This is a genomic window from Nitratireductor soli, assembly GCF_001050155.1.
GTDB classification, from domain to species: Bacteria; Pseudomonadota; Alphaproteobacteria; order Rhizobiales; family Rhizobiaceae; genus Nitratireductor; species Nitratireductor soli.
Window position 1 is genome coordinate 178061 of sequence record NZ_LFVY01000001.1, and the last position, 19215, is coordinate 197275.

26 protein-coding genes are annotated in these 19215 nt (G+C 63.8%); 15 read left to right on the plus strand and 11 right to left on the minus strand.

Going from position 1 to position 19215, the window contains the following annotated elements:
- The first annotated feature begins 21 nt into the window (after positions 1 to 21).
- Positions 22 to 735, plus strand: coding sequence for a phosphate signaling complex protein PhoU (phoU, locus tag AB843_RS00840; protein ID WP_048644882.1), 714 nt, complete (start codon positions 22 to 24; stop codon positions 733 to 735).
- Between the two features lie 37 nt (positions 736 to 772).
- Positions 773 to 1459 (plus strand): phosphate regulon transcriptional regulator PhoB, encoded by a 687-nt coding sequence (phoB, locus tag AB843_RS00845; RefSeq protein WP_206412767.1) that lies wholly within the window; start codon positions 773 to 775, stop codon positions 1457 to 1459.
- Between the two features lie 75 nt (positions 1460 to 1534).
- Here phoB and AB843_RS00850 read toward each other — a convergent pair whose 3' ends face one another.
- The 3 genes from AB843_RS00850 to AB843_RS00860 form a co-directional block, all read right to left on the minus strand.
- The gene (locus tag AB843_RS00850; protein ID WP_048644884.1) at positions 1535 to 1867 is read right to left on the minus strand and encodes a hypothetical protein; all 333 of its coding nucleotides are present in this window, start codon (positions 1865 to 1867) and stop codon (positions 1535 to 1537) included.
- Positions 1868 to 1956: 89 nt separating this feature from the next.
- Entirely contained in the window at positions 1957 to 2124 is a 168-nt protein-coding gene (locus tag AB843_RS24690; RefSeq protein WP_048644885.1) for a DUF1328 domain-containing protein, read from the minus strand.
- A 184-nt stretch (positions 2125 to 2308) separates the two neighbouring features.
- Positions 2309 to 3103, minus strand: a complete 795-nt coding sequence (locus tag AB843_RS00860; RefSeq protein ID WP_048644886.1) for a response regulator — start codon at positions 3101 to 3103, stop codon at positions 2309 to 2311.
- Between the two features lie 193 nt (positions 3104 to 3296).
- Here AB843_RS00860 and AB843_RS00865 point away from each other — a divergent pair, with 193 nt between their 5' ends.
- A complete protein-coding gene (locus AB843_RS00865; RefSeq protein ID WP_048644887.1) occupies positions 3297 to 3503 on the plus strand; it encodes a NepR family anti-sigma factor in 207 nt (68 codons plus the stop codon).
- 5 nt (positions 3504 to 3508) lie between these two features.
- Positions 3509 to 4060 (plus strand): sigma-70 family RNA polymerase sigma factor, encoded by a 552-nt coding sequence (locus AB843_RS00870; protein WP_048645179.1) that lies wholly within the window; start codon positions 3509 to 3511, stop codon positions 4058 to 4060.
- Positions 4061 to 4098: 38 nt separating this feature from the next.
- Here AB843_RS00870 and AB843_RS00875 read toward each other — a convergent pair whose 3' ends face one another.
- Complete coding sequence (locus AB843_RS00875) at positions 4099 to 4488, minus strand: response regulator (protein ID WP_244467862.1); 390 nt, start codon at positions 4486 to 4488, stop codon at positions 4099 to 4101.
- A gap of 147 nt (positions 4489 to 4635) precedes the next feature.
- Between AB843_RS00875 and AB843_RS26040 the strand changes: the two genes are divergently transcribed.
- Complete coding sequence (locus tag AB843_RS26040; protein WP_048644889.1) at positions 4636 to 4830, plus strand: hypothetical protein; 195 nt, start codon at positions 4636 to 4638, stop codon at positions 4828 to 4830.
- A 122-nt stretch (positions 4831 to 4952) separates the two neighbouring features.
- On the opposite strand, the gene AB843_RS00885 is transcribed toward AB843_RS26040, so the two are convergent.
- On the minus strand, positions 4953 to 6146 hold the full coding sequence (locus tag AB843_RS00885; protein ID WP_053086081.1) for an AI-2E family transporter: 1194 nt from the start codon (positions 6144 to 6146) through the stop codon (positions 4953 to 4955).
- Positions 6147 to 6272: 126 nt separating this feature from the next.
- Between AB843_RS00885 and AB843_RS00890 the strand changes: the two genes are divergently transcribed.
- The 4 genes from AB843_RS00890 to AB843_RS00905 all read left to right on the plus strand — a co-directional run bounded on the left by AB843_RS00890 (position 6273) and on the right by AB843_RS00905 (position 8028).
- Positions 6273 to 6611, plus strand: a complete 339-nt coding sequence (locus AB843_RS00890; protein WP_048645181.1) for an ElaB/YgaM/YqjD family protein — start codon at positions 6273 to 6275, stop codon at positions 6609 to 6611.
- Positions 6612 to 6620: 9 nt separating this feature from the next.
- A complete protein-coding gene (locus tag AB843_RS00895) occupies positions 6621 to 7064 on the plus strand; it encodes a hypothetical protein (RefSeq protein WP_048644890.1) in 444 nt (147 codons plus the stop codon).
- 184 nt (positions 7065 to 7248) lie between these two features.
- A complete protein-coding gene (locus AB843_RS00900; protein WP_048644891.1) occupies positions 7249 to 7434 on the plus strand; it encodes a hypothetical protein in 186 nt (61 codons plus the stop codon).
- A gap of 84 nt (positions 7435 to 7518) precedes the next feature.
- Positions 7519 to 8028 (plus strand): Dps family protein, encoded by a 510-nt coding sequence (locus AB843_RS00905; RefSeq protein WP_048644892.1) that lies wholly within the window; start codon positions 7519 to 7521, stop codon positions 8026 to 8028.
- Between the two features lie 87 nt (positions 8029 to 8115).
- On the opposite strand, the gene AB843_RS00910 is transcribed toward AB843_RS00905, so the two are convergent.
- Entirely contained in the window at positions 8116 to 9036 is a 921-nt protein-coding gene (locus AB843_RS00910) for a diacylglycerol/lipid kinase family protein (RefSeq protein ID WP_244467863.1), read from the minus strand.
- Positions 9037 to 9237: 201 nt separating this feature from the next.
- Here AB843_RS00910 and AB843_RS00915 point away from each other — a divergent pair, with 201 nt between their 5' ends.
- The 4 genes from AB843_RS00915 (at position 9238) to AB843_RS00930 (ending at position 12330) form a co-directional block, all read left to right on the plus strand.
- Entirely contained in the window at positions 9238 to 10290 is a 1053-nt protein-coding gene (locus AB843_RS00915) for a PRC-barrel domain-containing protein (RefSeq protein WP_048644894.1), read from the plus strand.
- 178 nt (positions 10291 to 10468) lie between these two features.
- Positions 10469 to 11401: a ring-cleaving dioxygenase gene (locus AB843_RS00920; protein ID WP_048644895.1), complete on the plus strand. Its 933-nt coding sequence runs from the start codon at positions 10469 to 10471 to the stop codon at positions 11399 to 11401.
- A 3-nt stretch (positions 11402 to 11404) separates the two neighbouring features.
- Positions 11405 to 12034, plus strand: a complete 630-nt coding sequence (locus AB843_RS00925; protein ID WP_048644896.1) for an alpha/beta hydrolase — start codon at positions 11405 to 11407, stop codon at positions 12032 to 12034.
- A complete protein-coding gene (locus AB843_RS00930; RefSeq protein ID WP_048644897.1) occupies positions 12034 to 12330 on the plus strand; it encodes a GNAT family N-acetyltransferase in 297 nt (98 codons plus the stop codon). Before AB843_RS00925 ends, AB843_RS00930 begins: the two co-directional genes overlap by 1 nt.
- A gap of 193 nt (positions 12331 to 12523) precedes the next feature.
- On the opposite strand, the gene AB843_RS00935 is transcribed toward AB843_RS00930, so the two are convergent.
- The 5 genes from AB843_RS00935 to ectA form a co-directional block, all read right to left on the minus strand.
- Positions 12524 to 14011 (minus strand): aspartate kinase, encoded by a 1488-nt coding sequence (locus tag AB843_RS00935; protein WP_082143585.1) that lies wholly within the window; start codon positions 14009 to 14011, stop codon positions 12524 to 12526.
- Between the two features lie 79 nt (positions 14012 to 14090).
- The gene (gene thpD / locus AB843_RS00940) at positions 14091 to 15023 is read right to left on the minus strand and encodes an ectoine hydroxylase (RefSeq protein ID WP_048644898.1); all 933 of its coding nucleotides are present in this window, start codon (positions 15021 to 15023) and stop codon (positions 14091 to 14093) included.
- Between the two features lie 45 nt (positions 15024 to 15068).
- Positions 15069 to 15461: an ectoine synthase gene (locus AB843_RS00945; RefSeq protein WP_048644899.1), complete on the minus strand. Its 393-nt coding sequence runs from the start codon at positions 15459 to 15461 to the stop codon at positions 15069 to 15071.
- Between the two features lie 5 nt (positions 15462 to 15466).
- Positions 15467 to 16756 (minus strand): diaminobutyrate--2-oxoglutarate transaminase, encoded by a 1290-nt coding sequence (gene ectB / locus AB843_RS00950; protein WP_048644900.1) that lies wholly within the window; start codon positions 16754 to 16756, stop codon positions 15467 to 15469.
- 47 nt (positions 16757 to 16803) lie between these two features.
- Positions 16804 to 17406 carry a diaminobutyrate acetyltransferase gene (ectA, locus tag AB843_RS00955; protein WP_048644901.1) on the minus strand — a complete coding sequence of 201 codons (603 nt, stop codon included), beginning with the start codon at positions 17404 to 17406 and terminating at the stop codon, positions 16804 to 16806.
- A gap of 232 nt (positions 17407 to 17638) precedes the next feature.
- On the opposite strand from ectA, the gene AB843_RS00960 reads away from it, so the two are divergent.
- Together AB843_RS00960 and AB843_RS00965 are read left to right on the plus strand one after the other, a co-directional pair.
- Positions 17639 to 18115, plus strand: coding sequence for a MarR family winged helix-turn-helix transcriptional regulator (locus tag AB843_RS00960; RefSeq protein ID WP_048644902.1), 477 nt, complete (start codon positions 17639 to 17641; stop codon positions 18113 to 18115).
- Positions 18116 to 18261: 146 nt separating this feature from the next.
- Positions 18262 to 18972 (plus strand): GntR family transcriptional regulator, encoded by a 711-nt coding sequence (locus AB843_RS00965; protein ID WP_048644903.1) that lies wholly within the window; start codon positions 18262 to 18264, stop codon positions 18970 to 18972.
- The last annotated feature ends 243 nt before the right edge of the window (positions 18973 to 19215 follow it).

Consider the following 19215-nt stretch of genomic DNA (forward strand, 5'->3'; position numbering starts at 1 on the left):
CCACCAACGAGGAACACTATCATGGGCGAGCATACCGTCAGCTCCTTCGACGAGGAACTCGAGCATATCGACCGGCTGATCCGCGACATGGGCGACCTGTCGGGCGCGATGACGCGGGCGTCGACCAATGCGCTGCTCGAATCCGACAATGCGCTGGCGCAGCGCGTCATCTCCGACGACGCGATCATGGACGCCAAGCAGCGCGAACTGGATGAGCGCGCCATCACGCTGATCGCCAAGCGTCAGCCAATGGCGCAGGACCTGCGCAGCGTCGTCGGCGCCATCCGCATGGCCTCCGACCTGGAGCGGATCGGCGACCTGGCCAAGAACATCGCCAAGCGCGTCGGTGCCGTCGGCCAGCAGGGCGCGACGCCGCGCTCACTCGCCCATTCGATCGACGCGATGGCCGGCCTGGTGCTGCATCAGGTGAACGCGGTGGTCGAGCAGTATGTGCAGCGCAACGCCGATGCGCTGATCCGTCTGCGCGACGACGACGAGAAGGTCGATATCCAGTACACCTCGGTGTTCCGCGAGTTGCTGACCTACATGATGGAAGACCCGCGCAACATCACCTCCTGCACGCATCTCCTGTTCTGCGCCAAGAATCTGGAGCGAATCGGCGATCATGTGACCAACATCGCCGAAAATGCCTATTATGTGATGACCGGTTCGCAGCTTCCGGTGCAGCGTCCGAAGCTCGATGAAACGCAGATGACGGTCGACGCCGAATCGTGAGCGACCGCATGAATGCCGTAGGAGAATTGCTGCCATGATTGCTCCCAAGGTCATGGTCGTTGAAGACGACGAGCCGCTGTGCGTCCTGCTGAAATACAATCTGGAGGCCGAAGGCTATCAGGTGGAGATGATCTCGCGCGGCGACGAGGCCGAGGTCAGGCTGCAGGAGAATGTTCCCGACCTTCTGGTGCTTGACTGGATGGTACCGGCAGTGTCCGGCATCGAACTGTGCCGGCGGCTGCGGATGCGGCCGGAAACCGAGCGCCTGCCGATCATCATGCTGACGGCGCGCGGCGAGGAAAGCGACCGGGTGCGCGGCCTGTCGACCGGTGCCGACGACTATCTGGTGAAGCCGTTCTCGACGCCGGAATTCGTCGCCCGCGTGCGGGCGCTGCTTCGGCGGGCCAAGCCGGAAGTGCTGTCCACCGTATTGTCGGTGGGCGACATCGTGCTCGATCGTGAATCGCATCGCGTCTATCGGCGCAAGAATGAAATCCGCCTCGGGCCGACCGAGTTTCGCCTTCTGGAGTTCATGATGCAGCATCCCGGTCGCGTCTTCTCGCGCAGCCAGCTGCTCGACAATGTCTGGGGCGAGACGATCTACATCGACGAACGCACCGTCGACGTTCATGTCGGGCGCCTGCGCAAGGCGGTCAATCAGGGCCGCATGCCCGATGTGATCCGCACAATCCGCGGCGCCGGATACGCCATTCGCGAGATCTGACGGCATCAGCCGGCAGTCAATGAAAAGCCCCGGTCGGGCCGGGGCTTTTGCATCGTCGGCAGGTGCCGGCGGCGCTCACTTGATGATGGTGCGCGTTTGACGGTTGCGCTCGGCCTGCAGGGCAACCGCATAACCCGTAACGGGTTCGATCGCGGCAACCAGCCTGCCGTCGCGCGTCACATCCCATTCGAGCGTCGCATCTTCATACTCAAGCGCCGGATCCGTTTCCACACAGGCGGCGATAACCCGGGGTGCATTGCCGTCCATTTCGCGCAGCATCATCGGCTTGTCGGCTTCACATTCCTCGAGCGTTTCGTAGATCACCGGCGCAGGCGTGGGCAGTTCACGGCATTCAGCGAGGCTGTCGGAGCACCCGACCATCAGAAGAAGGGCAGCGATGTGTTCCATGGCTTTCTCCTTTCATCGTCTCTCGTTTCGGGGAACGGGATCTTTGATGGCCGGTTCCCGGATTGCCGTTTCGGTGACCGCTTCCGGTATCAGCGGCTGCGGCGCATAAGCCCCATGATGAGGGAGATCGCCAGAAGGGCGAGGAAGATATAGAACAACACCTGCGCAATGCCCGCGGAAGCGCCGGCAATGCCGCCAAAGCCAAGCGCGCCTGCAACCAGCGCGACAACGAGGAAGATAAGAGCCCAGTATAGCATTGTGTTACTCCAGCTTGAAATCTGTCTGGAATAAACGCGATGCCGGCCGGTTGGTTCCGGTATGGAGCCGGCGCAGGTGACGGTGTCGAGCCGGGAAACAAACAAGCCGCCCAGGGGCGGCTTGCCAGGGGCGGCTTGCCAGGGGCGGCTTGATTGAGCGATTGCCGGCGATGCATCGCCAAGGTCAGGCGGCGGCGCGGGCCTGATGGTCGAAGAACAATGCCTGACTGATCAGCGCCTTGACCATTTCCGGGCTGAACGGCTTGGTGACCAGGAAGGTCGGCTCGGGCCGTTCGCCGGTCAGGAGCCTTTCGGGGAAGGCGGTGATGAAGATCACGGGAACCGGCGACATGGCCAGGATCTCGTTGACCGCGTCGAGACCCGAACTGCCGTCGGCGAGCTGGATGTCGGCCAGGACCATGCGTGGCCTGGTTGTCGAAAACAGTTCGACCGCCTCCTTGTGGGTGCGGGCGTTGCCGACCACACGATGGCCGAGGCTCTCGACCATTTCCTCGATGTCCATGGCGATCAGCGGCTCATCCTCTATGATGAGGATGTCGGTCGCCACCTGGCGGGATATCTCCTCGCTCGCCTCGCGCAGCATGGTGTTGAGCGCGTCCACCCCCGTTTCCAGGATCTCGGCTGCTTCATCGACCTGAAACCCTTCCACCGCAACGAGGAGGAAGGCCTGGCGCGGGCGTGGCGCGAGCGCCGACAGATTGCTGAGAGCATGCTGCTCCCAGGCGGAGGCGGGAACTTTTTCAGGCACGCGGACATCGAGCGTTTCGAACAGGGCGGTGAACAGCCGGAACAGGGAGATCCGGTCGGTTGAGGCTTTCGGAAAGATGCTGGTATCGGCGATCAACGCTTCCAGCATCGCTGCCACCAGGGCGTCGCCGCTGGTCTGAGAGCCCGACACGGCCCTGGAAAAGCGCCGCAAATAAGGAAGGTGCGGGGCGATACGCGCTGACAAATTCATGGATTTCCTGTCTCCCTCGGTGACATGCAGGACAAGTAATGGTTTTCAAACGCACCGGACGGCAAAATGTTCCAGACGTGTTGGAACGATTTGTCGCCATTCGCGTTGGGCATCGGAGTCTTGAGTGTCGGCGGCTGATTTTTTCATCGCGGCTACCAAGGGGATTTTGGGTGACTATGGAAAAAGATCAGGCATGAGCTACGAAAAACCAACGAGCCGGCGGGTGGCGGGCAGGCGTGGCAGCGGGACCGATCCCCTCGGCGCCAATTCGGAAATTGGCCGCAAGCTCCGGCAATATTACGACGATTTGGTGAAGGAGGAGATTCCGGACCGGTTCAGCGATCTGTTGAGCCAGCTGGAAATGCAGGAACAGGCAGAGTCGGCCGAGAAAGAGGATTGATCGGCATGAGTGTTTACGACGGGTTCCGCGACGATCTCCTTGCGACCGTTCCCAGTCTGCGGGCGTTCGCCGTATCGTTGTCGAAAAATGCCGACAGGGCGGACGACCTGGTGCAGGAAACGCTCGTCAAAGCCTGGGACAAGCAGAAGAGCTTCCAGCCCGGGACCAATCTCAAGGCCTGGCTTTTCACCATCCTGCGCAACGAATTCTACTCGCAGATGCGCAAGCGCAAGCGTGAGGTGGAAGACAGCGACGGGGCGATCACCGGCCGGCTTTCCGTGCATCCGGCGCAGCAGGGGGCCATCGATCTGAAGGACTTCCGCAAGGCGCTCGAATTGCTGCCGGAGGACCAGCGCGAGGCGATCGTGCTGATCGGCGCGTCGGGTTTCTCCTACGAAGAGGCGGCCGAAATCTGCGGTTGCGCCATCGGTACCATCAAGAGCCGCGTGAGCCGCGCCCGCAGTCGCCTGCAGGATATTCTGGGCATCACCGGTGAGAACGATTTCGGCCCGGATGCGATCTCTGCACAGATTACCAGTGGCGCCTTCTCAGGCTGAGCGGCCCAAGCGGCAGGCGCGACGCCGCGGCCTGGCCGTCAGACCCGGTCGGAGACGCTGTTCGACCATACGTCGGCCAGCGCGTCGATCAGGTCGCTTTCCCGGTAGGGTTTTTCGATGACGCGGACGCCGGCGAATGGCTCGAACACCTGATGGCCGGCCGCGTAGCCGGTGGCGAAGATGAACGGGATCCGGCGCTCCTGCAGGAGGCGGGCGAAATCATCCGTCCACTGGTCGGAAAGCTTTATGTCGAGGATCGCGGTGGAGATGTTGCCGGTATCGAGAACCTCCGGCACCAGCGCCTCGAAGGACGCGATGGTCACCACGTCGGCGGCGCCGTGTTCGCGGCACAATTGTTCGATGTTCATGGCGATCATGGCTTCGTCTTCGACGAGAAGGACGCGCGCACCGTGCAATGGCTTTTTCAATCAGGCGTCCTCTCGAAGCCGGCGAATATGAAGTTCTGCATTCCCATTGCCGGCGAAAATTGTCATTAAAAAAAGACATGTGATCGGCTTTTTGCGAAGCGATTGTGTCAAGGCGGTTTTCTATCGCTGGAAAGGCTGGGTGGCGGGTTGGGAAACAACAGCAAGGCGATTGCAAGGAGCCTGCCGTGCAGCCAGCAAAGCGGCCTGACCGGCAAGCGCGTCCTGGCCATCGCCCAGCAGCATGTGGCCGATACGCTCGGCATCTCGGTGGTTCACACCAGTGGTGCGATCCTGACAGATGGTACCCATCTGTCAGGAAAAATCGCCCCACCAGATCAATAGCTTGTGAACTGACTTATCGAAACGGATGGGTACCATCCGTTTCGGTCAGACCACGAGCAAGACCATCGCCAAGCTGATGAAGCGGAACCTCATCGCCTGGCAGGATGGTGGCTGCTGGATCGTCAATCCGGAGGCATTGGCCGAATTGGCGGGTTGGACCGCCGGCTCATCGGTGAAGCGGCCGTTTCCATGAAAGCCGGCTGCGGCGGGCGCGCCGGTTGGCGTCGTGGCCTGGCCGTCATCGGCGTCTCTATGCCGGGCAGTATGTTGCCGGCTATCGCATAGACGACCAGCAGCGCCGGGATGGCGATGAACCCGCCGATCGGCCCCCACATCCACAGCCAGAAGGCGATCGCCAGGAAGACGATGAAGGGGTTGAGCGTCATGCGCCGGCCGATCACCGTCGGCGTGACGAATTGCGCTTCGATGGCATTCAGCGCCAGATAGGCAAGCGGCGGCATGAAGCTGGCGGTCAGCGTGTCGAACGTGGCCAGACCGACGCCGAACAGCACCACCGCCATCACCGCCGGACCGATGTAGATGATGAAATTGAGCAATGCCGCCATGGCGCCCCACAGCGCCGGCGACGGCACGCCCACCAGCCACAGCGCGATGCCGACGGCGACGCCGAGGCCGGCGTTGATGATGGCGATCGACAGGAGATAGTCGGACACGGCGTATTCGACGTCGCGGAAGATATGCGCCACGCGCCAGCGCAGCCGCCGGTCGAAACACAGTTTGAGGATCGCCATGCGGGTCTGGTGGCGCGTCGCGACGAAAAAATACAGGCTGGCGAAAAACAGCAGGAGCTGGGCCAGCAGCGTCGGCGCCAGCACCGCCACGTCGGCCATGGTCGAGCCGCCTTCCACCGAAACGGTCACTTTCGACCCGCCGGTCGCCGAGCGGATCTGCTCCTGCAACTCCTTCACCGTGTTGAGCGGCTGGCGCAGGCTGGAAAGCTGCAGTTGCAGCTCGCTCCAGATCTGCGGCACCTTGCCGGCCCAGGAAGCAAGCGGCGCTGCAATGGCGACGAGAAACGTGCCGACCAGAACGATGAAGACCAGCACCACCGCAATGGCGGCAAGCGAAGACGGCACGTTTCGCGCTTCGAGGCGGCTGGCGATCGGTCCGAGCATCAGGCCGATGATGATGGCAAGGCTGATCGGCGCCAGCAGAAAGCGGGCGTAGTGGAGCATGACGAGAAAGGCGAGAAGTCCGACAAAGATGGTGGCGGCCTGGGCGCCGTAGGCGAATGCCGCCCGCAAATCCATGAGGTGCGCCGCGTGACCGGCGCGCACGTGTCGTGACTGATCCATTCAACAATTCCGATGAGGTTCACTCATAAAGCGTTTGGCGCGGCTTTGGTTCCCGTCAGGCCTGGGGCGGGAACTTCCCCGAGGGTCTCGCGTTGCTATGGGAATGCAACAATGGAGAGCGCCAACATGGCAACCACGGCAACGAAGGCAACAAGAACCCAGAAATCGGACGAGGTTTCCGCCAGCGATCTGGAGAACGACATGCGGCAGCTGCGCGCCGACATGGCGCAGCTGATAACCCATCTGAAGGACATGGGCGGGCAGTCCGGTTCCGCCGCGCGCAAGGCTGCCGGCGAAGGGATCGACCAGCTGCGCGAGCAGGGCGAGGCTGCGTTGCAGAACGTCAAGGGCAGCGCCCAGGACATGGAGCGCCAGTTGGCACAGACCATCCGCGAACGGCCGATCACGTCGCTCGCCGTAGCCGTCGGCGCGGGTTTCCTGCTCGCCCTGGCGACCCGGCGATAGGCGTCGGCGATGCTGGCAAGACTGCTTGCCTCTTTCGCCGCCGGTGAAATGTCCGGCGCGGTCAAACGGCTGCGCATCGTCACCGGTTTTTACGCGCTGGCCGCGCTTCTGGCGCTGTTCGGCGCGTCGTTCCTGCTGCTCGCCGCCTTTGTCTCGGCGGCGGCGCGCTGGGGCGTGACGGATGCCGCGCTCGGCTTCGGCATCGGCTTTCTGGTGCTCGCCGGCCTTGTGGTCGCCGGGCTCAAGATCTGGAGTGGCGTACAAGTGCGCCGCGCGCGCCGCAGACGGGTTTCCGATGCGGGCGTCCTGGCCGGCACTGCTGCCTTGACGCTGCTGCCGTCATTGCTTGCCCGCTCGGGTGGGCTGGGCGCGCTGATCCTGCCAGTCGTGGCGGTGGCCGGTTATGCGATCCTGCGTGAGAACAGCGGCTCCAGCGAGAAGGACGATTCCTAGACCAGATTATCGTTTCATGGAAAAAGGCCAGCTTCTCTCACTCTTCGTTCCACGCGGTTTGCGGTCGCTGGACGATTCCGTCCGACTGCGAGGCGCGAGGCACCTCCGATAACTTTCCGTTACGAAGGGAACTCCGGCTCCGGCGCTGCATTTTCGAAGCAGGTTCGAACAAAGGAGCTTTCACATGCCGCAAAGGACGACCCCTGAAAAAGCAAGGCAGGGCAGGCGTGGGTTTCCGGTTCTGCTGGTGCTCGTGTTCGGCCTTCTCCTGGCGGCGGTCGTCTGGTGGGGGGTCGAGGTCTACGGCCTGATGCTGGATCAGCAGCAGGCGATTGAAACGCCGGCGTCGCGCGATCAGCCTTCCGGCTGATGCCAGCGCGGCAACTGGCCCGCGACCAACCCGCATCCCGTTTCTGCATTCTAGTCCGCACCACCAAATCTCGAGGAGAAATCAATGAGCAACGCTGCTGAAGTTCTCAAGCCGAAGACCCATACCGACACCATGAACATCGGTCTGTCGGATGCCGACCGCAAGGAGATCGCCGCCGGGCTATCGGAGGTTCTGGTTGGCACCTACCGGCTGCTGATCAAGACGCACATCTATCACTGGAACGTGGTGGGGCCCCTGTTCCACTCGATCCACGTGCTGACAGAAGAACAGTACAACGCGCTGTTCGAGGCGACGGACATCATTGCCGAGCGGGTGCGCGCGTTGGGGCACCATGCGCCCATCCTCTCCGGCAAGGGCCTCGACACGTCGATCGAGCTGAAGGCGTCCGGTCGCTCGGCGCTGGAAATGGTCCAGGACCTGGTCGAGGACCACGAGGAGGCGGTGCGCAAGATGCGCGATGTCGGCACGAAGGCCGACGAGAAGGGCGACCTGGTCACCGCCGACATGCTGACCGCGCGCCTGACCTTCCACGAAAAGGCCCTGTGGATGCTGCGCGCCATCATTGCCGACTGAGCGCGGCTACCTGCTCAGGCGGTCGTCCTGCATCGTGAATTGCCCCCGAAAGTCGTGTCCGGCTTTCGGGGTTTTCTGTTGTCGGCTTCAGGAAACGACAGGGACCAGAACCGCCAGGGCGCCGGGATGCAGTGCGATCCGCGTGGTCTGTTCCAGCGGGCACAGTTCCCCGTCGATGGCGCATTTGAAACGGCGGCGCTGGCTGGGGACTGTCAACGCCACCTCCGTGGCTTCGTGGATCTCCACCTGGTCGTTCTGCCGCCAGCGGCCAATGCCCATGTTGAGGAAAAGCCAGAGAAGGTCGCGCCGGCGACGGACGCGGGTAACGTAGATGCCGAGCTGGCCGCCATCGGGCCGCTCGGCAAAAGGCAGGCGCTGGCCCTCGGCATAGAGATTGTTGGTCACCGCCAGGCTGGAAGTGGTGGCGAGGATCTTTGCATCGCCCATGTCGAGGGAAACCTTCAGCGAGGCCGGCCTGGCAAGGGTGACGAAGGCAGTGCGGACCGATGCCATCATCTTGCCGATCCGCGAACGGAACGACATGCGCTCGCGCAGCCTGATCAGTTGCGGATGCATGCCGATGGAAAACTGGTGGACGAAAAAGCGGTCGTTGGCGCGGGCGATGTCGACCCGGCGTATTTCGCCGCTCGCCAGCGCCGTCAAGGCCTCCTCCAGATCGAGGGGGATCTCCAGGCTGCGGGCAAACAGGTTCATCGTGCCGGCAGGCAACACGGCGAGGGCCTTGTCCGTATGCGCCACCAGGCTCGCCGCCAGCGAGACCGTTCCGTCGCCACCGCCGGCGAGCAGCACATCGGCGCGTTCATCCGCCGCCGCTTCGCGCATGCAAGGAACCAGATCCTCTCCCTCGGCGAGCCTGGTCTCGATCGTATGGCCGGCGGCCGTGAAAATCTGCTCCATCCGCGCGGCGAGCGCCTGCGTGTCGAGATCGCGTAGTGTTCCGCCGCCGCGGTTCAGTACGGCCAGGACATGCATGGACTTCCCTTTCACCGATCGCCTCAGCTTCGCTCAAGAAGGGCCGGAGGGGAAAAAGGTTCCCTGTGCCGGGGAAGCACCGTCGTGTGGAAAATGGCGGAACCAGATGCGCCAAGATGCGTTCTACTGATGCAAACGGCCGCGCCCCGATCCCAACCTTGCAAGATCGACTCGGTGCGCGGCCTGTACAGAAACACTGCACATGGAGAGCATATCATGATCCGCAACCTTTTGGCGACCACCGCGATCGCAACGCTCGTGGCCACCGGTGCGGTCGCGCAGACAAGCACTGCGCCGACGGCCGCTCCCACCGAAGCACCTGTTGAAATGGTCGTCCGAGCCGAAGGCCATCTGGCAACCGACCTAATCGGCAAAGCCGTCTATAACGGCACCGGCGCGGAGGCCGAGAACATCGGCAAAGTCAACGATCTGGTCCTCGACGACGCCGGCGACGTCAAGGCAATCGTCGTGGGCGTCGGCGGCTTCCTCGGCATTGGCCAGAAGGAAGTCGCCCTCGAATACGATCTGGTCGAATGGGCTGAGATGGACGGCGACCGTTGGCTCGTGGTCGAGACGACGGCAGACGCTCTGAAGGCACAGGAAGACTTCGATCGTTCGGCCTATCGCCCGATGCCGGCTGACGCCGACGTCACGGAAACCAAGCCGGCGACCAGGGACGACCTGGCCAATGCTCCGGTCGCTACCGAGGAAGGCGGCGAGAGCGCCGTTGTTGCCCCGGAAGGTGATGGCACGAGCGGTTCCACCGGCGGCATGGCCGCCGCCCCGGCTCCCGACGCGACTGCTCCGGCGACCGACGAACAGGCTGCCGAGGCCGAAACTCCCGCTCCGGCGGATGCGGAAACGGCCGAGGCGCCGGCTCCCGATGGTTCGATGGCGACCGACGACACCCAGACGTCAGCGGTCGATCGTGCGGCTCTCGAGGAAATGCCGGTCGATCAGGTCCGTACCGAGGACCTGACGGGCACCACCGTCTACGGCGCCAATGAGGAGAACATCGGCGAGATCGGCGATGTGATCATCAGCCAGGACGGCAATGTCGATGCGATCCTCGTCGATGTCGGCGGGTTCCTCGGCATCGGCGAGAAGGAAGTCGCCATCGGCTTGGACAATCTGGCCTTCATGGCTGACGGTGACGGCAAGCTCTATCTCTACACCGAGTTCAGCAAGGAACAGCTGGAGCAGCAGCCGGCCTATGATGAGGCGGGCTACGCCGAAAAACGCGATGAGATGCGGCTGCAGGTTCAGTAGACTGCGCGTACCGCACCATCACGAAGGGCCCCGCGTCATCGACGCGGGGCCTTTATTGTCTTTAATTTGTTGACGGTCTGTAGAATTAAATCCCATTTCATTGACGGCTTTTGATTGCCATTTTCCGTGCTACGCTCGGTCCGTCGAGAGGCCGGGGCAACCCGTGAAAGGGCACACCATGCTCACGCAGATCGAAGGCATCCATCACATCACCTCAATGGCGCGCGACGCGCAGGCGACCGACCGGTTCTTCACAGAGACGCTCGGTTTGCGGCGCGTGAAGAAGACCGTCAATTTCGACGCGCCGGACGTCTATCACCTCTACTATGCCAATGGCGTCGGCCAGCCCGGCACGGTGATGACCTATTTTCCGTTTCCCAATATCGGTCATGGCACGCGTGGGGTGGGTGAGGTCGGCACCACCGCATTCTCCGTGCCGGAAGGCGCGCTCGGCTATTGGGCGAAGCGCTTCGAGGAGCACGGCGTCGGCGGACTGGCGCATGAATCGCGCTTCGGCGAACCACGCCTGCGCTTTGCAGGCGTCGATGGCGACGGGTTTGCGCTGGTCGAGGTGAAGGACGATCGGCGGTCGCCCTGGGATGGGGCGGGAATCGGCGAGGACGTGGCCATCCGCGGCTTCCATTCCGCCTCGCTCACCCTGCGCGACAGCGGGGGAACGCGGGCGCTGCTCGAGCTGATGGGCTACACGCCCGGTCCCGAGGAAGACGGCATTCTGCGCATGGTGCGCCAGGATTCCAATGGTGCCGGCATCATCGACCTGGAAAGCCGGCCGGACGCACCGGCGGCGCGCCAGGGAGCGGGTTCGGTTCACCACATCGCCTTTGCCGTGGCGGACGATGCCGCGCAGCTTGCCGTGCGCCAGCGGCTGACGGAGGAGGGATTCCAGGTCACGCCGGTGATCGACCGGGACTACTTCCACGCGATCTATTTTCGCGCGCCGGGTGGGGTGTTGTTCGAGGTCGCCACCAACCCGCCGGGCTTTGCCAATGACGAACAGATGGCGCATCTGGGCGAGGCATTGAAACTGCCCACCCAGCACGAGCATCTGCGCGCGCAGCTGGAAAAGACCCTGCCGGAAATCGGAGCGTAGGCGATGGCCCTGGAGTCCTACGCATATCACCGCAGCTCGGCCGGTCCGGACAAGCCGCTTCTGTTCCTGTTCCACGGCACGGGCGGCAGCGAGGAGCAACTCCTGCATCTGGGCGCTGATCTCGTGCCCGGAGCCGGCCTCGTCGCGCCACGCGGCGACGTTAGCGAGCACGGGGCGGCGCGGTTCTTCCGCCGCACCGGCGAGGGCGTCTACGACATGGACGACCTGGCGCGGGCGACGGCCAGGATGATCGCCTTCGTTCAGGCGCATGTGGATGCCGAGAAGCCGAGCAGGATTATGGGGCTCGGCTATTCCAACGGGGCGAACATCCTGGCGTCGGTCGTCTTCGCCCAGCCGTCATTGTTCGACGCGGCGGTGCTGATGCACCCGCTGATCCCGTTCAAGCCGCATTGGGGCGCCGAAACGGTGGCAACGCGGCTCCTGGTGACGGCGGGGCGCAGCGACCCGATCTGCCCCGCGCCACTGACCAACCGGCTGATGAGCTATCTGGAAAGCGCCGGCGCGGACACCCAGATAGAGTGGCACGATGGCGGGCATGAAATCCGCCCGAACGAAATCGCAGCAGCGGCGCGCTTCCTGGCGACGTCGCGAACCGGAGAGGACCGACATTGATGAGCGAGATGCAGCCGATCACCGCCGAGGACAATGGCAGCAAGGGCCGCTATGTCTATCGCGCCGACGGGCATGAAGCCGAGATGACCTTCTCCAAGGTCGGGACCAGCCAGATCATCATCGACCACACCGAAGTGCCGGAGGCCTTTCGCGGGCAGGGCGTCGGCGTGGCGCTGGTCGCGCGCGCCGTCGAGGACGCGCGACAGAGCGGCGTGAAGATCAGGCCGCTCTGCCCCTTCGCCGCGGCGCAGTTTCGCCGGCATGCGGAATGGCACGACGTGCTGGTGGAGCGGTAGATTCACCGGTTTGCGTGAACGGCTTCAGGCTGCAGAACGAGAGTGGTGGTGCGTTGCATCCCGCCCCCGTGGTTCGACAAGCTCTCCATGAGGGCTCCGTTGCTGTGCCTTCAACTTCACCCTCATGGTGATCTTGTCGAACCACGAGGGTGAACGCACCGGCGTTTTCGCAGTGCTCATGAAGCTGCGGCTTTCACGCTGCCTGTTTGATCGGCTGCGCGGCAGCCTCGATAAACGTGCGATGCAGCGCCTTGACCGCTTCTTCCAGTTCCGCGCTGCGCACCAGGAACTGCACATCGACGCCGCGGCCCGTTTCCTGGGCGGAGATCGGCGCGATGCCCTCGCCATCGAGCGCCGTCAGGCCCTTCAGCATCACGCCAAGCCCCTTCAGGTCGCGGCCGATCACCGAGACCATGCCGGCGCGGCGCGCCGTGACGCGTGCCGAGGGATAGCGCTCGGCCAGGTCCCGCTCGACCCGGCGCACGGATTTCAGCGTCGCTTCCACGTGGTGGACGATGGAATTGGCGTTCGATGATTTCGAGACGATGCGCACCCGGTGGCGTGTCAGCACGTCGAGGATCGCCGCGTCGTAGCCCTTCGCGCCGACCATGTCCTGTTCGAACAGTTCGAGCGTCGTCACCGGCAGGCCGGTGATCATTTCGACGCCCGGATGCGCCGCCTGTTCGGCGTCGATGAGGGTGCCGGGATCTTCCGGCTCGAAGGCATTGGCGACGCGCAGCGGCACGCCCGCCTGGCGCAGTTTCTTGGCGGCCTTGGGGTGGATTGCCTCCATCCCCATGTTGGAAAGCTGGTCGGCGACATCGTAATTGGTGCGGCCGATCTTGCGCACATTCTCCGGCCCGACCAGGCGCGGGTCGGCGCTGGAGAGGTGGAACTCCTTGTGGATGATCGCCTCGCGGGCGCCCGTCAGGGCAGCGATGGTGGCGAAGGTCACCTCGGAATAGCCGCGATCGAACTCGCGCATCAGCCCCTCGCGGCATTGCGCATAGCCGGTGACGATGGGCAGTTCGCGCGACAGGTCGATCTCGCCGAAGGCGCGTTCGATGCGCTCGTCGAGCGTCGGTTGCGTTTCGTCGCGCCAGCCGGTCAGGTCGATGAAACGGGCGTTGACGCCATGGCGGCGCAGAAGCAGGGCCAGATTGCTGGCCGAATGCGCCTCGCCCAGCGCCGACAGGAGCTCGCGGATCGTCTGCATGTGCTCGCCGAGCTGGAAATGGCCGTAGGAGCATAGCCGCTGCAGGTCGATCAGGCAGCCGCGCGCGCCCTCGATGCGCTCGCGGACGAAATCGTCGGCAGCGTGGCGATCGCCGGCATCGTCGAACATCGATGTGTTGATGGCGTGCATGGCGCGGCTGACGCCGCTCAGCGCCTCCATCCAGCCATGCTCGTTGTCGGCCTGGGCAAACAGCGCATAGACGCCGGCCTCGCCGGATTTCTTGTGCTCCAGCAGCTTGTCGGTGATGCCGCCGAAGGCGGAGACGACGAAGACGCGGCTGTAGAGATCGTTGCCGCGCCGCGCGCCGATCAGGATCGTCTCGATCAGTTCGCGGGCGCGGCTCATGGAACTGCCGCCGATCTTCTCGACCGTATGCTTGCGGCGCGCCGGAGGTGCGGCGGGGCCGGTCTCGGCCACACCCTTCGTGTTTTCTTGCTTGGTCATGGGTTCCGCTGTCTGTTCCGTATCTTTGGTTTCTGCGCATTCGTACGGGCGTCAGGTGTTCCCATCCGACCGCAGAAAGCTAAACCAGTTTCCCGGTGGCGATCTCGATGGCCTTTGCCTCTCCCCGCTCGGCGAGAAAATCAGGCCGGGCCTTTTTGGCGCCGAACGGCTCTTCGAGCTGGTTCGACATGGCGTTGAAGACGAAAAAGCCATTCGAGCGGGAAAACGGGGTGATGTTGCCGTTCGACCCGTGCATCGTGTTGCAGTCGAAGAAGACCAGCGTGCCGGCCTTGCCGGTGGCTGCGGTGATGCCGTGCGCATTGGCCAGTTTCGCCAATGCCTCATGCGAGGGCACGCCCACTTCCTGCTTCTTCAGCGACGCCTTGTGGTTGTCGTCCGGCGTTTCACCGGCACAGGCGATGAAGTGCTTGTGCGAGCCGGGCATCAGCATCAGCGGGCCGTTCAGCGCGTCATTGTCGGTCAACAGCAGCGAGGCGGAAACGGCGCGCATGCGCGGCATGCCGTCCTCGGCGTGCCAGGTCTCGAAATCCGAATGCCAGTAGAATTCCTTGCCGGTGAAGCCCGGCTTGTAGTTCAGCCGCGACTGGTGGACATAGACATCGTCGCCGAGCAGGAAGCTGGCGATGCCGGCCAACCGGCGGTCGCGCGCCAGCCGGTTGAACAGCGGGCTTTGCTCGGGAAGCTTGAAGACGGTGCGCACCTCGTCCGAACCCGGTTCGGTGATGACGCTGCCGTCCATCAGGTCGCGCCCGCCGGAGCGCAGGGCGGCCGATTCGGCCATCAGCGCCTCGACTTCCTCGGCGGAAAACAGGTCTTTCAGGATGAGAAAACCGTCGCGGTCGAACTGGTCGGCCTGCTGGGCCGTCAGCGGCGCGTCGGGGCGCCACTGGCTCCAGACGGTCTTGTCCGGGCGCGGCAGCCAGCGTTCTTCGGGCAGCCTGCTCGGATAGGGGTCCTGAGTTCGGTCACGTTCCCTGGACATCGCTGTCATGGTCGTTCTCCTTGTTTTTCAGGTTTGGTGAAATCTCAATGCGGTTCAGGCGTCCTCAAGCGCATATGAGCCATCGGCCTGATGCACTTCCTTGCCGGTCACCGGCGGGTTGAAGGCGCAGGCCATGACCATCGGCTTGTCGGCATCGGCGCGCAGGATATGCTTGTCGTGCTTGTCGAGCGCGTACATGACGCCGGGGCGGATCGGGTGCACTTCGCCGGTGGCGAGGTCCTCGATGGAGCCGGTGCCGTCGACGCAATAGACGCATTCCAGATGGTTCTTGTAATGCATGGGCAGTTCCGCGCCGGCGTGGATGGTGGTGATGTGGAACGAGAAGCCCATCGCGTCCGACTTCAGGAGAAGCCGCACGCTGTCCCAGCCTTGTGAAAAGACGTGGCGCTCGGTGTTCTTCGCTTCGTTCAGGTCCCTGACGATCATGGTCGTTACTCCGCTGCGATCTTCGTGCTGTGTATGGTTTCCGCCACGGCGGCTTCGAGAATGTCGAGGCCACGGGCAAAGGTTTCCTGGTCGATGGTCAGCGGACAGAGCACCTTGACCACCTCGTCATGGGCACCGGAGGTCTCGATGATCAGCCCGTCGCGGAAGGCGCGCCGGCAGATGTCGCCCGCGGTCTTGCCCGAGCCGACATCGACGCCGAGCATCATGCCACGGCCCTTGACGCGGGCGTTGGGCACGAGGGCGGCGATCTTTTGCAGGCGTGTCTCCAGATAGGCGCCGCGCTCGGCAATCGTCGCGCGGAACGCATCGTCGGCCCAGAATTTCTCCAGCGCAGCGCGCGCGGTGACGAAGGCGTGGTTGTTGCCGCGAAACGTGCCGTTGTGCTCGGCCGGGCCGAAGACATCGTATTTCGGCTTCACCAGCACGGCGGCGAAGGGCAGGCCGTAGCCCGACAGCGATTTCGCCATGGTGACGATGTCGGGTGAAATGCCCATCTCGTCGAAGGAGAAGAAATCGCCCGTGCGGCCGCAGCCGGCCTGGATGTCGTCGATGATCAGCAGGGCGCCGTGGGCGCGGGCGATCTCACTGACCCGGCGGACCCAGTCGCGCGAGGCGGCGTTCAAACCGCCTTCGCCCTGGACGGTCTCGAACAGGATGGCGGCCGGCTTCTCGATGCCGCTGGAAGGCTCTGTCAGCATGCGGTTCAAGAGGTCGGCCGTGTCGATGTCGCCGCCCATCGCATTGTGATAGGGCAGGCGCGTGACATGGTCGAGCGGTACGCCGGCGCCGGCGCGGTGATAACCGTTGCCGGTGGCGGCCAGCGCGCCCAGCGTCACGCCGTGGAAACCGTTGGTGAAGGCGATGACGTTCTGCCGGCCGGTCGCCTTGCGGGCGATCTTCAGCGCCGCCTCGATGGCGTTGGCGCCGGTCGGGCCGGTGAACAGGACGCGGTGCTCCATGTCGCGCGGGCGCAGGATCAGGCGCTCGAACGTTTTCAGGAATTCCGCCTTGGCGTCGGTGTGCATGTCGAGCCCGTGGGTGACGCCGTCGCGCTCGATATGGGCGATCAGCGCCGCCTTCATGTCCGGGTCGTTGTGGCCGTAATTCAGCGTCGAGCAACCGGCGAGGAAGTCGATGTAGTCGCGGCCCGCCGCATCGGTCAGCGTCGCGCCCTCGGCCCTGGTGAAGACGGTCGGGAAGCTGCGGCAGTAGCTGCGCGCTTCCGATTCGCGCCGTGCAAAAATCTGTTTGTCGTCCGTCGTGACGGTCGTCATGGGTTTTCCTTCGGGTTTGTCATCGGTCGTTCGGAGGAGAGGCCGCGTCAGGCGGCGTCGTCGCTCCGCGCCGGGCCCGCGTCGAGCGCCGGAAACCAGCGCTCGCGCACATCGGCGGGCGCACGCTCGGCAAAGTCGATCGTCACCATGTGTTCGGTGGCGTGCTTGCCGTCGAAATGCGCGTCCTTGCGGAAATACGGTTCGCGCGACAGTTCGCCGTCCCTAGAGCGGGCCAGCGAGGAAAACAGCGCCCAGCTTGCGGCGTTGTCGGAGGTGATCGTCGTCTTGAGGGCCCGCACGTCTTCGCAGGCCTCGCGCTCAAGCAGCGCGGCAAGCAGCTTCTTGCCGACGCCCATGCCCTGAACGCCTTGATCCACCGCCACCTGCCAGACGAACAGCGTGTCCGGCTCGTCGGGCAGCAGATAGGCTGAAACCCAGCCGACCAGCGCGCCGTCGCTCACCCGCTCGGCGGCCACGCAAGTGTCGCCGAAATGGTCGCACTGGAGCAGGTTGCAGTAGAGGGAATTCTCGTCGAGCGGATCGCAGGACTGGATGAGCCGCCAGACGTCCGTGCCGTCTTCGGCGCTCGGAGGGCGATAGATGATTTCGTGCGTTCGCTTGCGCACGAGCTTGATGTCAGTGATGGTCATTGGTCTCCTCATGGTGCGCCGGATATTATGACTATCGAAGGATATTTCAACCGCCTGAATCAAAAACAGTTCCGGAATGCACCTAAATGCTTGATTCGACGTGTTCAAAATCTTGAATTTCATTCGCTAATCAAATTATAATTTGTCTGCTATCCCTGTTTGACGGGAGCGAGCGGCGCAGAACCGCATCTCCTGTCTGCAATTCGGGCCTGCCAATCCGGGGAACGCCTTCATGGAAAACCGCACCCAGACGAGCCTGATCGCGCTGCGTCGCATCTTGCGCGCAACGGAGCTCAATGCGCGCACGCTGGCGCGCGCCACGGGGCTGACCACCCCGCAGCTGATCGTGCTGGAGATCGTGGCGGCGGCCGGCCGCGCCACGCCAAAGGACATTTCGGGCAAGGCGGGCGTCGGTCAGGCGACCGCGACGGCGCTGGTCGACAAGCTGGAGGCGCGGGGCCTGGTCACGCGCACGCGCGGCGAGCGCGACAAGCGCGTCGTCTGGGTGGCCCCGACGGAAATCGGGCGGGAGCTTTTGAAGGCCGCGCCCGACCCGTTGCAGAAAACGTTCTCGAAGCAATTCGAGGCGCTGCCCGACTGGGAGCAGGGCATGATCGTCGCCGCGCTCGAGCGGGTCGGCGCCATGCTCAACGCCGGCGCGCTTGACGCGGCGCCGCTGCTCGATGTCGGGGCGGTGGACCGGAAATAGGAGGCGCGGGCCGGCATCGAGCACAGCGCCCGAGCATCACGAGGATGGACAGGAGGCCGGTTTCTGCGCATACGGGCAAGCCATGAACCGTTGCGCGCTCGACGGAGGGCTTGCGCACGAAGAGCAGGAGCATTCGCGGGATATCCATGGATACACCGATCCCCAAGACCCATCGTGACATCTCCGGGCTGCGCCGGGTGAAGCGGCGCATGACGACGCAGGATCTGGTCTACGAACAGCTTCGCGATGCGCTCATCGCCGGCAAGTTCGAAGCGGGGCAGGGGTTTACCATTTCCGCGCTGGCCGACCAGTTCGGCACGTCCCACATGCCGGTGCGTGAGGCGCTGCGGCGCCTGGCGGCGGAAAACGCGCTGTCGATCGGCACGTCGGGCACGGCGATGGTGCCGCTGACTTCCAGCCGCGACCTCGATTTCCTGTGCGAGACGCGCTGCATCCTGGAAGGCAAGGCGGCGGAACTGGCCGCAACCAAGATCGATGCGGATGCGCTGGCGCATCTCGAAGACGTCGCCCGCAGCCATGTGGAGGCGCTGCGCGACGGCGCGTCCGACCGCATGCTCGCCTCCAACCGCGAGCTGCATTTCGGCGTCTATGCGGCCACCGGCAATCCGGTGACCATCAACCTCATCCAGAATCTGTGGCTTCGCTATGGTCCGTATGTGCGTCTGCTGTCGGACCGGATGACCGATCTCCTCATCAGCGACAGCGGCGGAAGCTATTCGCGCCACCACATGGCGCTGATCGCGGCGCTGCGCGTCGGCGACGGTCCCGCCGCCGCCGAGGCGATCGTGGCCGACATCACCTCCACGCAAAGCCTGTTGCACCAGTTCTGCAACTGAGGTCGGCTCTGCCGTCCCTGCCGGTCGAGGCATGAAACCATGCTTGGTTCCGGTTCGGGATCGGCCAATATGAGCATTTGATCAAATTTTGCTTGCATCCTTGTTTTGATCGCTTATCGTCGGCCCAGCCCGCACGAAAACGAGGGGTCGCGGCCGGTCCGCCCGAGGGGGGCTGTCGGTTGCCAGAGCATTTTTGCAGTCAGGTGGAATCACCTGACATCCGCATAAATGCGGAAAAACAAC

Coding starts and splice junctions, on each gene's coding strand:
- phoU (WP_048644882.1), top strand. CDS start 22: ATGGGCGAGCATACCGTCAGCTCCTTCGACGAGGAACTCGAGCATATC.
- AB843_RS00850 (WP_048644884.1), bottom strand. CDS start 1,867: ATGGAACACATCGCTGCCCTTCTTCTGATGGTCGGGTGCTCCGACAGC.
- AB843_RS24690 (WP_048644885.1), bottom strand. CDS start 2,124: ATGCTATACTGGGCTCTTATCTTCCTCGTTGTCGCGCTGGTTGCAGGC.
- AB843_RS00860 (WP_048644886.1), bottom strand. CDS start 3,103: ATGAATTTGTCAGCGCGTATCGCCCCGCACCTTCCTTATTTGCGGCGC.
- AB843_RS00865 (WP_048644887.1), top strand. CDS start 3,297: ATGAGCTACGAAAAACCAACGAGCCGGCGGGTGGCGGGCAGGCGTGGC.
- AB843_RS00870 (WP_048645179.1), top strand. CDS start 3,509: ATGAGTGTTTACGACGGGTTCCGCGACGATCTCCTTGCGACCGTTCCC.
- AB843_RS00885 (WP_053086081.1), bottom strand. CDS start 6,146: ATGGATCAGTCACGACACGTGCGCGCCGGTCACGCGGCGCACCTCATG.
- AB843_RS00890 (WP_048645181.1), top strand. CDS start 6,273: ATGGCAACCACGGCAACGAAGGCAACAAGAACCCAGAAATCGGACGAG.
- AB843_RS00895 (WP_048644890.1), top strand. CDS start 6,621: ATGCTGGCAAGACTGCTTGCCTCTTTCGCCGCCGGTGAAATGTCCGGC.
- AB843_RS00900 (WP_048644891.1), top strand. CDS start 7,249: ATGCCGCAAAGGACGACCCCTGAAAAAGCAAGGCAGGGCAGGCGTGGG.
- AB843_RS00905 (WP_048644892.1), top strand. CDS start 7,519: ATGAGCAACGCTGCTGAAGTTCTCAAGCCGAAGACCCATACCGACACC.
- AB843_RS00915 (WP_048644894.1), top strand. CDS start 9,238: ATGATCCGCAACCTTTTGGCGACCACCGCGATCGCAACGCTCGTGGCC.
- AB843_RS00920 (WP_048644895.1), top strand. CDS start 10,469: ATGCTCACGCAGATCGAAGGCATCCATCACATCACCTCAATGGCGCGC.
- AB843_RS00925 (WP_048644896.1), top strand. CDS start 11,405: ATGGCCCTGGAGTCCTACGCATATCACCGCAGCTCGGCCGGTCCGGAC.
- AB843_RS00930 (WP_048644897.1), top strand. CDS start 12,034: ATGAGCGAGATGCAGCCGATCACCGCCGAGGACAATGGCAGCAAGGGC.
- AB843_RS00935 (WP_082143585.1), bottom strand. CDS start 14,011: ATGACCAAGCAAGAAAACACGAAGGGTGTGGCCGAGACCGGCCCCGCC.
- thpD (WP_048644898.1), bottom strand. CDS start 15,023: ATGACAGCGATGTCCAGGGAACGTGACCGAACTCAGGACCCCTATCCG.
- AB843_RS00945 (WP_048644899.1), bottom strand. CDS start 15,461: ATGATCGTCAGGGACCTGAACGAAGCGAAGAACACCGAGCGCCACGTC.
- ectB (WP_048644900.1), bottom strand. CDS start 16,756: ATGACGACCGTCACGACGGACGACAAACAGATTTTTGCACGGCGCGAA.
- ectA (WP_048644901.1), bottom strand. CDS start 17,406: ATGACCATCACTGACATCAAGCTCGTGCGCAAGCGAACGCACGAAATC.
- AB843_RS00960 (WP_048644902.1), top strand. CDS start 17,639: ATGGAAAACCGCACCCAGACGAGCCTGATCGCGCTGCGTCGCATCTTG.
- AB843_RS00965 (WP_048644903.1), top strand. CDS start 18,262: ATGGATACACCGATCCCCAAGACCCATCGTGACATCTCCGGGCTGCGC.